This window comes from Roseibium limicola, from assembly GCF_017313085.1.
Lineage (GTDB): Bacteria > Pseudomonadota > Alphaproteobacteria > Rhizobiales > Stappiaceae > Roseibium > Roseibium limicola.
In genome coordinates this window covers 241,355-255,080 of record NZ_JAFLNF010000007.1, presented here as the reverse complement: position 1 = coordinate 255,080, position 13,726 = coordinate 241,355, and the positions used below count along the sequence as shown (strand labels likewise).

At 60.2% G+C, this 13,726-nt stretch carries 11 protein-coding genes and 1 pseudogene; 6 read left to right on the top strand and 6 right to left on the bottom strand.

Translation table 11 applies throughout. The features are described 5' to 3' along the window. The first annotated feature begins 163 nt into the window (after nucleotides 1-163). The 6 genes and pseudogenes from urtA to J0X15_RS16265 all read left to right on the top strand — a co-directional run. A complete protein-coding gene (urtA, locus tag J0X15_RS16290) occupies nucleotides 164-1,459 on the top strand; it encodes an urea ABC transporter substrate-binding protein (protein WP_209015411.1) in 1,296 nt (431 codons plus the stop codon). A 189-nt stretch (nucleotides 1,460-1,648) separates the two neighbouring features. Further along, the gene (gene urtB, locus J0X15_RS16285) at nucleotides 1,649-3,277 is read left to right on the top strand and encodes an urea ABC transporter permease subunit UrtB (RefSeq protein ID WP_206942928.1); all 1,629 of its coding nucleotides are present in this window, start codon (nucleotides 1,649-1,651) and stop codon (nucleotides 3,275-3,277) included. Continuing rightward, a complete protein-coding gene (urtC, locus tag J0X15_RS16280; protein ID WP_206942926.1) occupies nucleotides 3,274-4,473 on the top strand; it encodes an urea ABC transporter permease subunit UrtC in 1,200 nt (399 codons plus the stop codon). The genes urtB and urtC overlap by 4 nt, the downstream gene beginning before the upstream one ends. Before the next feature lie 3 nt (nucleotides 4,474-4,476). Next, a complete protein-coding gene (gene urtD, locus J0X15_RS16275) occupies nucleotides 4,477-5,223 on the top strand; it encodes an urea ABC transporter ATP-binding protein UrtD (RefSeq protein ID WP_206942924.1) in 747 nt (248 codons plus the stop codon). 46 nt (nucleotides 5,224-5,269) lie between these two features. After that, entirely contained in the window at nucleotides 5,270-5,965 is a 696-nt protein-coding gene (gene urtE, locus J0X15_RS16270; protein ID WP_206942922.1) for an urea ABC transporter ATP-binding subunit UrtE, read from the top strand. Between the two features lie 73 nt (nucleotides 5,966-6,038). Next, nucleotides 6,039-8,948: pseudogene (locus tag J0X15_RS16265) on the top strand (AsmA family protein); the annotation flags it as partial. A 15-nt stretch (nucleotides 8,949-8,963) separates the two neighbouring features. On the opposite strand, the gene phnN reads toward J0X15_RS16265, so the two are convergent. From phnN to phnK, 6 genes are read right to left on the bottom strand one after another with little or no spacing between them, the layout of a single operon-like run. Next, on the bottom strand, nucleotides 8,964-9,575 hold the full coding sequence (phnN, locus tag J0X15_RS16260) for a phosphonate metabolism protein/1,5-bisphosphokinase (PRPP-forming) PhnN (protein WP_206942918.1): 612 nt from the start codon (nucleotides 9,573-9,575) through the stop codon (nucleotides 8,964-8,966). Between the two features lie 10 nt (nucleotides 9,576-9,585). Beyond that, on the bottom strand, nucleotides 9,586-10,728 hold the full coding sequence (locus J0X15_RS16255; protein ID WP_206942915.1) for an alpha-D-ribose 1-methylphosphonate 5-triphosphate diphosphatase: 1,143 nt from the start codon (nucleotides 10,726-10,728) through the stop codon (nucleotides 9,586-9,588). A gap of 7 nt (nucleotides 10,729-10,735) precedes the next feature. After that, the gene (locus J0X15_RS16250; protein ID WP_206942914.1) at nucleotides 10,736-11,458 is read right to left on the bottom strand and encodes a DUF1045 domain-containing protein; all 723 of its coding nucleotides are present in this window, start codon (nucleotides 11,456-11,458) and stop codon (nucleotides 10,736-10,738) included. Between the two features lie 42 nt (nucleotides 11,459-11,500). Then, nucleotides 11,501-12,175, bottom strand: coding sequence for a DapH/DapD/GlmU-related protein (locus tag J0X15_RS16245; protein ID WP_206942912.1), 675 nt, complete (start codon nucleotides 12,173-12,175; stop codon nucleotides 11,501-11,503). Between the two features lie 12 nt (nucleotides 12,176-12,187). Beyond that, nucleotides 12,188-12,889 carry a phosphonate C-P lyase system protein PhnL gene (gene phnL, locus J0X15_RS16240; protein ID WP_206942910.1) on the bottom strand — a complete coding sequence of 234 codons (702 nt, stop codon included), beginning with the start codon at nucleotides 12,887-12,889 and terminating at the stop codon, nucleotides 12,188-12,190. An 11-nt stretch (nucleotides 12,890-12,900) separates the two neighbouring features. Beyond that, nucleotides 12,901-13,725, bottom strand: coding sequence for a phosphonate C-P lyase system protein PhnK (gene phnK, locus J0X15_RS16235; protein WP_231710453.1), 825 nt, complete (start codon nucleotides 13,723-13,725; stop codon nucleotides 12,901-12,903). Nucleotide 13,726: the final 1 nt, after the last annotated feature.

Here is a 13,726-nt window from a genome sequence, read left to right as displayed (position 1 = left end):
ACGTATATGGCACCGCAGCATTCCCAGCCCACACTGGTTTTCAGCAACAGGGGCGCAGCTTTGCATCTCTGTTCACATCTGGCGCTCCGGCCATGAAGGCGGCGAATTACAGCTGCTTGTCAGAGGTTGTGGGGGCGGTTTCAAAGAGGGGAATGACAACATGATGAACAAGTTGACGGCTCGCGCTGCGAGCCTGGCACTCGCCGGTCTCATGGGGACCACGATGATCAGCGGTGCTCTGGCTCAGGAAGAAACCATCAAGGTCGGCATCCTGCACTCTCTCTCCGGCACAATGGCAATTTCGGAAACCACTCTGAAAGACGCCATGCTGATGCTCATCGACGAGCAGAACAAGAAGGGCGGCATTCTTGGCAAGAAGCTTGAAGCCGTTGTGGTCGATCCGGCTTCCGATTGGCCGCTGTTCGCCGAAAAGGCGCGTGAGCTGATCGAAGTCAACAAGGTCGACGCTGTCTTCGGTTGCTGGACTTCGGTTTCACGCAAATCCGTTCTGCCGGTCTTCGAAGAGCTGAACTCCCTGCTGTTCTACCCGGTTCAGTATGAAGGTGAAGAAAGCCAGCGTAACGTCTTCTACACTGGCGCTGCTCCGAACCAGCAGGCGATCCCGGCTGTCGATTACCTGATGAACGAAGAAGGCGTTGAGCGCTGGGTTCTGGCCGGTACCGATTACGTCTACCCGCGGACCACCAACAAGATTCTTGAAGCCTATCTGAAGGCCAAGGGTGTTGCTGAAGAAGACATCATGATCAACTACACGCCGTTCGGTCATTCCGATTGGCAGACGATCGTGTCCGACATCAAGGCGTTCGGCTCGGCTGGCAAAAAGACTGCTGTTGTCTCGACCATCAACGGCGATGCCAACGTTCCTTTCTACAAGGAACTCGGCAACGCAGGCATCAAGGCCGAAGACATCCCGGTTGTTGCCTTCTCTGTTGGTGAGGAAGAACTCGCTGGTCTCGACACAGCTCCGCTCGTCGGTCACCTGGCTGCCTGGAACTACTTCCAGTCCGCAGACACTGACGTCAACGCCGAGTTCATCGATACCTGGCAGGCCTTTATCGGCGACGAAGAGCGCGTGACCAACGATCCGATGGAAGCTCATTACATCGGCTTCAACATGTGGGTGAAGGCTGTTGAAGCGGCCGGTACCACGGATCCGGACGCGGTTATCGACAGCATTGTTGGTGTTTCGGTTCCGAACCTGACTGGTGGGCTGTCCTCCATGATGCCGAACCACCACATCACCAAGCCGGTTCTCATCGGCGAGATCCAGGAAGACGGTCAGTTTGAAACTGTCTGGGAAACTCCGGGCCTCGTGGTTGGCGATGCATGGTCGGATTATCTCGAAGGCTCCAAGGACCTGATCTCCGATTGGCGCGCGCCGATGTCCTGCGGCAACTTCAACGTCAAGACCGGCAAATGCGGCGGTTCTGAAGGCTAAGGCTTTGCAAGATGTTCTCGAGAGGCGGGCTTTGTCCGCCTCTCCTGGCCCCACCCCTAACCCCTCGTCATGTGAAGGAGGGGTTAGGGGTGGGGCTCATTTAACCCAATCCGATTTTGGAAATCGAGACACGCCGTCTTTCGCCAGTCGACATACGGCAGGCTTTTCAAACACCAACGCGGTGGACCCATGTCCCTAGCACGATCGCTTTTCGCTCTTCTCGGTCTGGTTTTTCTCCTGGGTGTCCAGGGGCAGTCGGTCCAGGCCCAGGAAAATCTCGACGCCTTGCGGCCACTGGTGAACAACCTGGCCAAGGGTAAGTACGACGAGACCCAGAGGCAGGTCGAAGCTTTGGTCGCAAGTGGTGATCCGGTTGTCGTGCCGACGCTGAAGGCCCTGCGGGCCGGCGACCTTTATGTCCGCAAGGCCGATGGCGAAGTGTTCATCGCGACCAAGGGGGGCAAGGGCTATCTGCTGATCGACCCTCTGACCACTGAAAATGCCGGTGAGGCGGGACGTCGGGACGTTTCGAAAATCAAGGTCAACAACCGGCTGCGCCGGGTCATCGATGCCTCAATGGGATCGCTGACATTGATGGCTGCTGATCCGAAGGTTCGGCTGGCCGCGGCGGAAGCCGTATTCAAGGCGGGAGACCCGGAAGGCCTTGAGCCTCTGGAAGCCGCATTGCAAAAGGAGACGGATGATGATGTGCGTTTGGTCATGGAGCAAGCCCGGGCCGCGGCCCTTCTCAATTCCGACCGCGGTGACAGTGACAAGCTTGAAGCTATCGAAACCATTGCAAGTATCGGAAACCGCGACGCGCTCTCCCTTCTGATCGGGGTGCGTGACAGCACGGAAGGAGCGCTGCAGGAAGCGGCCGCGGCGGCCATCACCAAGATCGAGAAGTCGCTGGCGATGTGGGGGAATGCCCAGAACATCTGGTACGGCATTTCGCTCGGATCGGTGCTTTTGCTGGCAGCCATTGGTCTGGCCATCACCTTCGGCGTGATGGGGGTCATCAACATGGCCCACGGCGAGATGGTGATGATCGGGGCCTATGTGACCTTTGTGGTCCAGGAGCTGATCAGAAACTCCGCTCCGTGGCTGTTCGACTATTCGCTGTTCATTGCCTTGCCGCTGGCCTTTTTGATTTCCGGCTCCATTGGCGTGGCGGTCGAACGGGGGATCATCCGCTGGCTGTATGGGCGCCCGTTGGAAACCCTGTTGGCGACGTGGGGACTGTCGTTGATCCTGCAGCAGGCGATCCGCTCGCTTTTCGGGCCCACCAACCAGCAGGTCGGCAATCCGGAGTGGATGTCGGGGGCGTTTGAGCTGGGCCAGCTGACGATCACCTACAACCGGATGTGGATCATCGTGTTTGCATTGCTGGTGTTTGCCGGACTGATGCTGGTGCTGAAGAAGACGCCGTTCGGATTGTTCACGCGGGCCGTAACCCAGAACCGCCGGATGGCCGCTTCCATGGGCATCCGGACGCCGTGGATCGACGCGCTGACCTTTGGCCTCGGATCAGGTATCGCAGGGATCGCCGGAGTGGCGCTCTCGCAGATCGACAATGTCTCACCGAACCTCGGTCAGGGCTACATCATCGACAGCTTCATGGTGGTGGTGTTTGGCGGGGTCGGCAATCTCTGGGGCACGCTGGTCGGCGCCATGACGCTTGGTGTGGTCAACAAGTTCCTTGAACCCTATGCGGGGGCGGTGCTCGGCAAGATCTTTGTTCTCGTCTTCATCATTCTCTTTATTCAAAAGCGTCCAAGGGGGCTGTTCGCCCTCAAGGGCCGGGCAGTTGAAGCATGATGACCTCCTATCTCTTCCGGACTCTCGACGCCAAGGCGGGTGTGTTCATCGCGATCCTGCTTGCAGTCATACTGCTGGTGCCCGCCCTGAACATACTGATTGCGCCAGACAACTTCTTTCACGTGCCGAACTACGCTGTCACGCTGATGGGCAAGTATCTGACCTACGCGCTGTTAGCGTTGTCGGTGGATCTGGTCTGGGGGTTCTGCGGGATCCTCTCGCTCGGCCACGGGGCGTTCTTCGCGCTGGGCGGGTATGCCATGGGCATGTATCTGATGCGCCAGATCGGCACCCGTGGCGTTTACGGCGACCCGACCCTGCCGGACTTCATGGTGTTCCTCAATTGGCAGGAGCTGCCCTGGTACTGGTACGGCTTCGACATGGCGTGGTTTGCCTTTTTGATGGTGATGATTGCACCTGGCATTCTGGCCTTCGTCTTCGGCTGGTTTGCCTTCCGTTCACGGGTCACAGGGGTCTATCTGTCGATCATCACCCAGGCCTTGACCTATGCGCTGCTGTTGGCGTTCTTTCGCAATGACATGGGCTTTGGCGGCAACAACGGCCTGACGGATTTCAAGGATATTCTCGGCTTTGACATTCAGGCCAGCAGCACGCGAGCGGGGTTGTTCGTTGCTTCGGGATTGGCGCTGCTGGTGTGCTTTCTGATCTGTCGCTATGTCACCAAGTCGAAGCTCGGGAAAGTGCTTGTGGCGGTGCGCGATGCGGAAAGCCGAACGCGGTTTCTCGGCTACCGGGTGGAGTACTACAAACTCTTCGTCTGGGTGCTCTCGGCGATGATGGCCGGGATTGCCGGGGCGCTCTACGTGCCTCAGGTCGGGATCATTAATCCGGGCGAATTCGCGCCAGCAAACTCCATCGAAGTGGTGATCTGGGTTGCAGTCGGAGGGCGTGGAACGCTGATCGGCGCGGTTCTGGGTGCGGTTCTCGTCAACTTTGCCAAGACGTGGTTCACGGCGGCGCTACCAGATGTCTGGCTGTTTGCGCTGGGCGCCCTGTTCGTGGTGGTCACGCTGTTCCTGCCGAAAGGTATTCTGGGCACAATCGGTGATGGCTGGACGGCTCTGCGCCAGCGCCGGGTTTCCTCAAATGCCCAGGCTGGTGGTGGTAAGCCTCCGAAAACTCCGCCTACATCTCCGGCCGCTGCGGCCAATGTCGACCCTCAGCCTGCGGAGTAAGTCATGTCTCGTCAGAATACCCTTCTTTATCTCGACGGCGTCTCTGTCTCCTTTGACGGCTTCAGGGCAATCAACGACCTGTCCATGGTGATTACACATGGAGAGATGCGGGCCATCATCGGCCCGAATGGCGCCGGTAAAACCACCATGATGGACATCATCACCGGCAAGACACGGCCCGACAGTGGCGAGGTTTTCTTCAACGGCGTTGTCGACCTGACCGCCGAAGATGAAGCCTCGATTGCCGAGCTAGGTATCGGCCGCAAGTTTCAGAAGCCGACGGTCTTTGAAAGCCACACGGTCTGGGACAATCTTGAACTGGCGCTGAAGGCACCTCGTGGTCCGTTTGCAACACTATTTCACATGATCTCGGGTGCAGAAAAGACGCGTATCGAGGACCTCCTGACGCTCATCCGGTTGGGCGACAAGCGCGATGAGTTGGCGGCGAACCTGTCGCATGGTCAGAAGCAGTGGCTGGAAATCGGTATGCTGCTCGCCCAGGATCCAAAGCTGCTGCTGGTTGATGAACCGGCGGCGGGCATGACGGATGCAGAGACGATGGAGACTGCCGAATTGCTCAAGGACATCGCCAAGACCCACTCGGTGGTGGTGGTAGAACACGATATGACCTTCATCCGTGCACTAGGCGTCAAGGTGACCTGCCTGGCCGAAGGCTCGGTTCTGGCCGAGGGGTCTCTGGACCATGTTTCGGCCGATGAACGGGTCATTGAAGTCTATTTGGGGCGGTAACGGAAATGAAGCGCACGCCACAACTTTCTCGAGCACTGGATCTGTCATGCTGAGCGTTGAGAATATCAATTTGCACTATGGTGCCGCACAGGCTCTGAAATCCGTGTCTCTGGCTGCCGAGATTGGCAAGGTAACCTGTGTCATGGGCCGGAACGGCGTGGGCAAGACCTCCACCCTGCGGGCAATAGTCGGCCAGCATCCGATTTCCGCCGGGCGGATTGTCTGGAACGGCGAGGACATTTCCAAGCTTGCGCCGCATGCGCGGGCCAGGCGGGGGATTGCGGTGGTGCCGCAGGGGCGCGAAGTCTTCTCCCTGCTGAGCGTGAAGGAAAATCTTGAGACGGGATACGCGTGTCTTCCGCGCAAAGACCGGAACATTCCGGAGGTGATCTTCGAGCTGTTTCCCGTGCTGAAATCCATGCTCAATCGTCGCGGTGGGGATCTTTCCGGTGGGCAGCAGCAGCAGCTGGCGATTGCGCGGGCGCTGGTGACCCGGCCAAAGCTGCTGGTTCTGGACGAGCCAACCGAAGGCATTCAGCCGTCGATCATCAAGGATATCGGCCGAGCGATCGAGTGGCTGCGCGAGCAGGGCGACATGGCAATCGTGCTGGTTGAGCAGTATTTTGAGTTTGCGCGGGACCTTGCAGATGACTTCGCGGTGATGGATCGAGGCGAAGTTGTGCTCGCCGGTGACCGCAAGGATCTTGATGAGGAAGAAGTCCGCAAGCACCTGACCGTGTAAATTGGTGTCAGTTTGCCCCTCGCGAGGCCGGGTCATATTGTCGTAAGGTCCGAATCAACTCAACGAGGAACGGACAATGCGGCGGATAGTCTTCGGTCTGTTGGTGCTTTTCGGCCTGGCAGTAGCAGCAGTTGCAGCGGTGCCTTATGTGCTCCCGCTTGATACCATCAAGACCCGGGTGATTGCCCAGGTGGAGAAAGCCGCCGGTTGGCGGCTACGTCTTGATGGTCCCGTTAGTATCTCGGTCGTGCCGCAGTTTTCGCTGGTGGCCGAGAACGTCGGCATCTCGGGCGAGGCTGGCGCCGACGGCATTGAATTCGCTAAAGCCGAAGAACTTCGCGTCGATCTGGCCTGGGCCGGGTTGATCGGCGGTGATGTTCGCGTGACCGGCCTGCGTCTCGTCAAGCCACAGTTGTTTCTCGAAACCTCCGCGTCCGGGCTGACAAGCTGGGCGCCGCGACGCCAGCTGACGCCTGCCGAAGAAGCTGCCGAGATCCTCGGAATGGCCTCCAGCGGGGATGCTGCAGCAAGCGTAGCGCCAGAAACTCCTGTAGAATCAGAAGCGCCTGCAACCACGACCGAAGTGGCTGAAACTGGTGCTGATACCGGTTTGGGTGCATTGGCACGCATTGGAGTCGACCGTCTGGAAATCGAAGACGGTCAGGTGGTCTATCAGGATCGCCGGACGGGGCTGAAGCAGCAGTTCAACGAACTGGCCCTGACGCTTGCAGCTCCGGATCTGACCGGAGAAGTGGCGCTTGAAAGCAGTTTTATCTGGCAAGGTCAGGCGGTTACAGTTACCGGAACGGCTGAAAATCCCCTTGGTTTGGCGCAGGGTGCGACGGCACCTGTCATGTTGACGGCGACAGTCGCCGGAGCGGAGCTCGGCGTCAATGGTGACCTGAGCCTGAAACCGCTGCTTGCCAATCTGAAGATCACAGGCTCAGGCGATAATCTTGCGGCGGTTGCAGAGGCATTCGGTGTGTCTGGCCCGGTTCCTGCGGGCAGTTTCTCCTTTTTCACCAAACTCGACGGCAGCAAAGATGCTGTCTCGCTGGCTGATCTGACGGGGACGATCGGGTCGCTGAGTGCGGAAGGTCAGCTGCAGGCGTCGCTGCGCGAAGGTGATCCCAGCCATACGGGCCGACTGCTGATCCGGGAGGCGCCGCTGGCCGACCTTGCCAGTCTTGCATCTGTGCCGGTTGATGCGACGGGGCAGCTGGCGGCAGACTTGCGGTTTACAGCGCAAGGGCTGAACCTGGATGACGTGCTGGATTCCCTTGATATCAATGGCACCGCAGAGGTCCGCCGAGGCAAATTGAGCGGTCTGAACTTGTCTGAAACGCTGGACCTTCCAGGGTCTGCCAATGATGTGTCCGACCTCAATCTGCAAGTCGCCTTGAAGGGCCGGGATGCGCCGGTGTCTCTCTCGGGCAGTCTTTCCTGGTTGGGCGAGGCCTTCACGGTTCAGGGGCAAAGCACATTCGCCACGCTGATGTCCGGTAATCCGGCCAAGACGTCCTTGCGTGTAAAGGCGGCCCCGGTGACCGCCGGTTTCAAGGGCACGGTTTCCCTCAATGGCAGTGCGGATGGCGCGGTCTCGCTGGAGACTGCCAACCTGAGGGATCTGCTGGCGCGTTTCGGGCGACCAGTCGAGGCTGGAAACGGCTTGCGGAATTTCGCCGTCAGCGGACAGTTCGATAAGGACGGCCAGCGCCTTCTCTTCAAGGATACGTCCTTCACGCTGGATGAAACCGAAGGCACGGCCTCGGGTTCAGTGAGCCTGGGTGGAAAGCCGAGCCTGCAAGCGGCGCTGACATTCTCTCGTCTGGGACTGGATCCGTATTTCAGCAGTGCTGGTTCGGCCAGCGCAGCAGGCGCATCTGCCGGATCAGGCCAGACTTCCGGGGCTCAAAGCGCGGGGTGGAGCGATGCTCCGCTGGACCTTTCGGCCTTGACACTTGTCGATGCCTCCGTGACTGCAGACGCTCGGCAGATCACCTATGACGGTATCACCATTGATCGCGGGAACTTGTCAGCGGATCTGAAAAATGGCCTCCTGACTGCCAAGCTTGCAGACCTGAGCCTCTACAAAGGTGCCGGGAGTGCCGACCTTACGGTGTCAGGGGCAAGCACGCCTTCCATCGCAGCCAAGTTTAGTCTAGCGAGCGTGGCGGCACGGTCGCTTCTGCAGGATGCTGCCGGTTTCGATTGGCTGGAAGGCACGGCGGCGATCACGCTCGACGTCAAGACGACGGGAGCTAGCCAGAAGGCGCTGGTGTCCGGCCTCACCGGAACCGCGTCCTATCAATTCCTCGACGGAGCAATTCGCGGCCTCAACATTCCGAAGATGTTGCGTGGGCTGTCGCTGGAAACCCTGTTGGGGTGGCAAGACACCTCCGAGGAAAAGACCGACTTCAGCTCGTTGACCGCTTCTTTCCAGATTGCCCAGGGTATTGCCACCACGTCGGATCTGAGCCTTATCGGGCCGCTGGTTCGGATGACCGGCAAGGGCACGACCGACATGCCGCAGCGGACGCTGGACTGGCGTGTGGAACCGCGTGTGGTGCCGACCCTGGAAGGTCAGGCGCCGACGCCACGGGCAAAGGGCGAGGACAAGAAACTGGCGGGTCTCGGGGTGCCTGTAGTGATCAAGGGTTCCTGGGACAATCCGCAAATCTATCCGGACATCGCCGGAATCCTGCAGAACCCGGAAGAGGCCTACAAGCAGTTGGAGGCCTTGGGTGGAGAGCTGACGAAGATCGTCAAGGACGGCGGCAAGATCGACAAGGATGCGCTGGCCGGGGCTGCCAGCGAGGCCGTGAAACGGGCGACCGGCGGCAATGTGCAGATCGACGTGCAGAAGGTCATCGAAGGCAAGGCCGACGATGAGGAGGTTCTGAAAGCCGTCGAGGAAGGCCTTGGCCTGCCCTCGGGGCTTTTGCAGGGCTTCGGCTTTGGCAAGAAAAAAAGGGACGAATAGGTCAGACGGCGGGGGTCAGAGGTCGAGGGCGGCGAGGACCTTCATGACACCCTCTTCGACCGAACCGGTGTTCTCGATGCGGATGACGTTATCGATGCCATTGACTTCCAGATCGGCGCTGGCCAGCCGTCGTTCGATCTCTTCTCGCGTTTCCCGGCCACGTGCGGCCAGGCGGGTCGCCAAAACGTCGACTGGCGCCGTGATCAGCAGAACCGTCACGCTCTGGTATTTTGCCAGGGCTTGCGGAAGAGCCCGGCGGGATCCGTTGGCAATGACCATATGCCCGGCGCGGATGCGGTCGTCGTAAGCCTGAGGAATGACATAGCCAAGTCCATGCGCCTCCCATAGAAGACCGACGGTTCCGGTGGTTTTCAGCTGGCTGAATTCCTCCTGCGACAGGCAGATGTGATCTTCGGTCTCGCCATCCGTTTCACGGGTGATCATTCTGCGGGCGAAGACGCAGGTGTCGCGCGTGCCGATGGCGGCGCGGACGCCGTTCAGCAAGGTATCCTTGCCGGCACCGCTTGGGCCGACGACGAGAACGAGTCGTCCCGGCCCCAAAGGCTCGGATGTGACCTCAAGAGGCTGTCCGTCAGAAGCGGGTGTCGGGGTCAGTGTGTCGCTCATGATTGCCTGCTTACGCCACCCGGCGCCCTTCGCGCCAGACGCCACGGACAATCGGCACATCGCCAATCATCTTCACCTGCACAAGATCGGCACGCAGACCCGTCTGTAGTGAGCCCCGGTCGCCAAGGCCGATGGCTTTTGCCGGGTTGAAGGTGATCTTGGCAACAGCATCTGCCAATGAAATCGCCTCGACTTCAGCGGCCAGCTGGAACGCAGCCTGAATGAGCGAAGCGGGAATGTAGTCTGAGGACAGAATGTCGAGACAATCGGCTTCCGCCAGCTCTCGTGCCGACACATTGCCGGAGTGGGAACCGCCGCGCACAACATTTGGCGCGCCCATGAGGACGCTCATGCCGGCGTCTCTGGAGGCTTTTGCAGCTTCGAGTGTGGTCGGGAATTCAGCGATCCTGGTGTTCAGCGCGATGGCTTCCTCAACGTGCTCGATGGTGGCGTCGTCATGGCTGGCGATGGCCACCCCAAGCGCTTGCGCTTCCTTGGCCAGGGCCTGGCGATTGTCCGGCGCGATGTTCCCGGCGCGGGTTTTGCGCGCCTCGATGAAGGCGTCCATCTGCTCGTCGGAGAAACCCTTCTTGCCCTGATAATAGATGCGGTAGGCATCCAGCGACACGAATTGACGCTGACCGGGTGTGTGGTCCATCAGTGAAATCAGCCGCACCTTCGGGTCCTTGTGGAACAGGGCATAGCTGTCGAGCACGTCCGGGGCAGAGACTTCACAGCGCAGGTGAATAAAGTGATCCGAGCGCAGGCGGTTCTCCGCAAGGCCGGTCTCAATGGCATCTGCCAGCTTGCGCATGTCAGGTGCGCGCAGATCGGCGTCTTCGTCCATGCCGACGCGCAGGGCATCGAACACGGTGGTGATACCGGCACAGGCGATCTGGGCGTCATGGGCCTGGACGGCGGCGACCGGGTTCCAGCGCACTTTCGGGCGCGGTGCGTAGTGGGTTTCCAGATGATCGGTGTGCAGCTCGATCAGGCCAGGCAGCAGAAAGTCACCGTCACAGTCATGGCCGGGTGCTGAAGTCGTTGCGGAGATGTCGGCGATCCGGCCATCTTGAACGACGAGCGTGCCTTGCATGTCCGTGTCGGGCAGAACCAGGCGGGCGTTCTTGAAGATTGCGGGGGTGGCGGTCATGAGGTCCTCACGTGGTCGGGTCTGCCTCAGCCGGGATGTGTGCGCCGGCGAGGGTAAAAATCGTATGGACGGTAAAGGGCGCTCCGCGCTCAACTTCCTGGTACAGCCCAAAGGTCTGGATGTGCATCGGCTCACCGGTGACGGGGGCGAAGAACGCCCGCGCCGCAGCGTTCAGGGTGCTGCGTTCCACGTCGTCTTCCAGCTTGTTGGAGAGCGTCATGTGGAAGCGGAACGCGTCAAAGACATAAGGGTAGCCCCAGGCCTGCAGAAGTTCGTCGTGGCGAGGGGTAAGCCCACTCCTGCGACGACGGGCTAGGTCAGCGTCATCAAGCGGCGCCCGGCAGGGTTCGAAATGGCGCACGCAGGCGTTGGCGAATGTGTTCAGCGCCGCGTCCGGTTCACTTGGTGTCAGCGCCAGAAAGCGCCCCAGAGCATTGACGCTCAATCCGGTGGTGGTGAACGGCGCGGTCCGGGCCGCGAAGGTTTCGCAGACACGGAGCAGATCGGCTTCATGCAGTCCGTCGCGAATATGAAAAGGCGCGCGCAAGGTGCCGTGAAAACCGTAGCGGCGCGGATCGGTCGTCAGCTCTGCGAAACGCTGAGCACTCAGACCGTCGATTGCCGGTTGATCAAGAGCCTGCCCGGTGAAGGGATCCCGGCCCAGCCAACGGTTTCCGAGCTGCATCAAGGAGCTGGTTTCAGGCGTGGCGAAATAGATTGCGTAACGCATATAGGTCGGATCTTCCAAAACAGGTCGGCGCACTGGCAGCGCTTAAGGGGTCACCGTGTCGGCAGGATGACGGTTGCAGGAGCCGGTGAACTCAGGGTCGAACGCGCGGCAGAAGCTTTCCATGTCGTCGGACTGGAATTTCCGCAGATTGGCGAAAATCTCTGCGTCGGGCCAGTCCCACCATTTGATCCGGCCGAGGCTAGCGACAATCTCTGCGGTAAATCGCTGGCGGATCGGTCGGGCCGGAACACCGCCTGTAATCGTATAGGGCGGAACATCCTTTGTGACCACAGCACCGGCAGCGATAACCGCCCCATCGCCAACCGTGACATCTGGAAGGATGATCGCGCCATGGCCGATCCAGACGTCATTGCCGATGATAACTTGGGCGTCGCGGCGTTCTGAGAAAAAGCCGGTGTCGCGGGTCTGGTCGGCATCGTAATACTCCGGACAATAGGTGAAACGATGCTGTGAAGGCCGGTCCATCGGGTGATTTGGCGCACCGATGCGCACCCGATTGGCAATGGCCGTGAAACGGCCGATCTCACAATCTGCAATCTCACAGAAGCTGCCGAGATAGGAATAGTCGCCGAGGCTGGAATATTCGATGGCGGTTTCGCGCAGGATCTCGCAACGGCGGCCTATCCGGGCCTCACGCAGTTTGACAGTCTCGTCGATCCGGGTTTCGCCAATCTTGGCTGACTTGGTCTCGGCCATGGTGGTTGTTCCTCAGGCAGCCTGGCGGAAGTTGGTCACGTCGATGATACGGTCGGCAATCCGCTCGCGCACATCCAGATCGTGCAGGATGCCGAGCATCGCAACGCCCTGCGCTTTCTTTTCGTCCACCAGTTCGACGACCACGGCACGGTTGGCCGCGTCCAGCGAGGCCGTGGGTTCATCCAGCAGCAGCACCGGATAATTGGCAATGAAGCCGCGTGCGATGTTCACCCGCTGCTGTTCGCCACCGGAGAAGGTTGCAGGGGGCAACGACCACAGACCTTCAGGTACATTCAGCCGTGCCAACAGCTCCCGTGCCCTGGCAGTGGCGGTCCTTTCATCCGCGCCCTGGCCAATCAGCGGTTCGGCAACCACGTCGACGGCGGAAACGCGGGGGATCACCCGCAGAAACTGCGAGACGTAGCCAATGGTGTCCTGACGCAGGGCCAGCATGCGGCGCGGCGCGGCATCGGCGATGTTGACGATGTCGTCGGGGCCGCGGACCACGAGGATCTGGCCCTCGTCACAGCGATAGTTGCCGTAGATCATCTTGAGGATCGAGCTTTTTCCAGCCCCCGATGGCCCGCCAAGAACGACGCATTCGCCTGTTTCCACGGCGAAATCGACATTGGAGACCACGGGCAGGGAAATGCCGTCCTGCAGGTGCATGACGAAGGACTTGCCGACGGAGTTGAGATAGAGGCGTACGGGCATCGTGTCTGTCCTCAGGCCTGAAGAATGGAAGAAACCAGGAGCTGGCTGTAGGGCTCGCGGGGGTCATCGAGTACCTGATCGGTCAGCCCGGTTTCAATCACCTTGCCGTGGCGCATGACCATGATGCGATGAGACAACAGGCGGGCAACGGCCAGATCGTGGGTGACGATGATCACCGATAGGCCCAGGTCGGCCACCAGGCGTCGCATCATGTCGAGCAGCCGGGCCTGCACCGAGACATCCAGGCCGCCGGTCGGCTCATCCATGAAGACAAGGCGCGGGTGAGTAACGAGATTGCGGGCGATCTGCAGACGCTGGCGCATGCCGCCGGAGAAGGCGCGGGGCGGGTCATCGATGCGGTCGGTGGCGATCTCCACCCGTTCCAGCCAGTCGGTGGCCGTGGCGCGGATGTTGCCGTAGTGACGATTTCCGACAGCCATCAGACGCTCACCGACATTGGCGCCGGCGGAGACGGTCATGCGCAGGCCGTCAGCCGGGCTCTGATGGACAAAGCCCCAGTCGGTGCGCATCAGCAGACGGCGGTCGGCTTCGGTCAACTGGTAGAGGTCGCGCATGGACCCGTCGCGCATCCGGTACTCGATGGCGCCGGCAGTTGGTGCGAGGCGGGTCGACAGGCAGTTGAGCAGCGTCGTCTTGCCGGAGCCGCTTTCACCGACGATGGCCAGCACTTCGCCGGGCCACAGATTGAACGAGATATCGGTGCAGCCGAGACGGTCGCCATAGTAGCGGGTGACGCCGCTGACGCGCAGCAATGGCTCGTCGTTTTCCTGGTAGGGCACGAAGTTCGGTTCGAGCATTGTGGTCTGATCCGTCATG

What these genes read in the sequence shown, in the direction of transcription:
- urtA (WP_209015411.1), top strand. Translation starts at nt 164, where the DNA reads ATGAACAAGTTGACGGCTCGCGCTGCGAGCCTGGCACTCGCCGGTCTC.
- urtB (WP_206942928.1), top strand. Translation starts at nt 1,649, where the DNA reads ATGTCCCTAGCACGATCGCTTTTCGCTCTTCTCGGTCTGGTTTTTCTC.
- urtC (WP_206942926.1), top strand. Translation starts at nt 3,274, where the DNA reads ATGATGACCTCCTATCTCTTCCGGACTCTCGACGCCAAGGCGGGTGTG.
- urtD (WP_206942924.1), top strand. Translation starts at nt 4,477, where the DNA reads ATGTCTCGTCAGAATACCCTTCTTTATCTCGACGGCGTCTCTGTCTCC.
- urtE (WP_206942922.1), top strand. Translation starts at nt 5,270, where the DNA reads ATGCTGAGCGTTGAGAATATCAATTTGCACTATGGTGCCGCACAGGCT.
- phnN (WP_206942918.1), bottom strand. Translation starts at nt 9,575, where the DNA reads ATGAGCGACACACTGACCCCGACACCCGCTTCTGACGGACAGCCTCTT.
- J0X15_RS16255 (WP_206942915.1), bottom strand. Translation starts at nt 10,728, where the DNA reads ATGACCGCCACCCCCGCAATCTTCAAGAACGCCCGCCTGGTTCTGCCC.
- J0X15_RS16250 (WP_206942914.1), bottom strand. Translation starts at nt 11,458, where the DNA reads ATGCGTTACGCAATCTATTTCGCCACGCCTGAAACCAGCTCCTTGATG.
- J0X15_RS16245 (WP_206942912.1), bottom strand. Translation starts at nt 12,175, where the DNA reads ATGGCCGAGACCAAGTCAGCCAAGATTGGCGAAACCCGGATCGACGAG.
- phnL (WP_206942910.1), bottom strand. Translation starts at nt 12,889, where the DNA reads ATGCCCGTACGCCTCTATCTCAACTCCGTCGGCAAGTCCTTCGTCATG.
- phnK (WP_231710453.1), bottom strand. Translation starts at nt 13,725, where the DNA reads ATGACGGATCAGACCACAATGCTCGAACCGAACTTCGTGCCCTACCAG.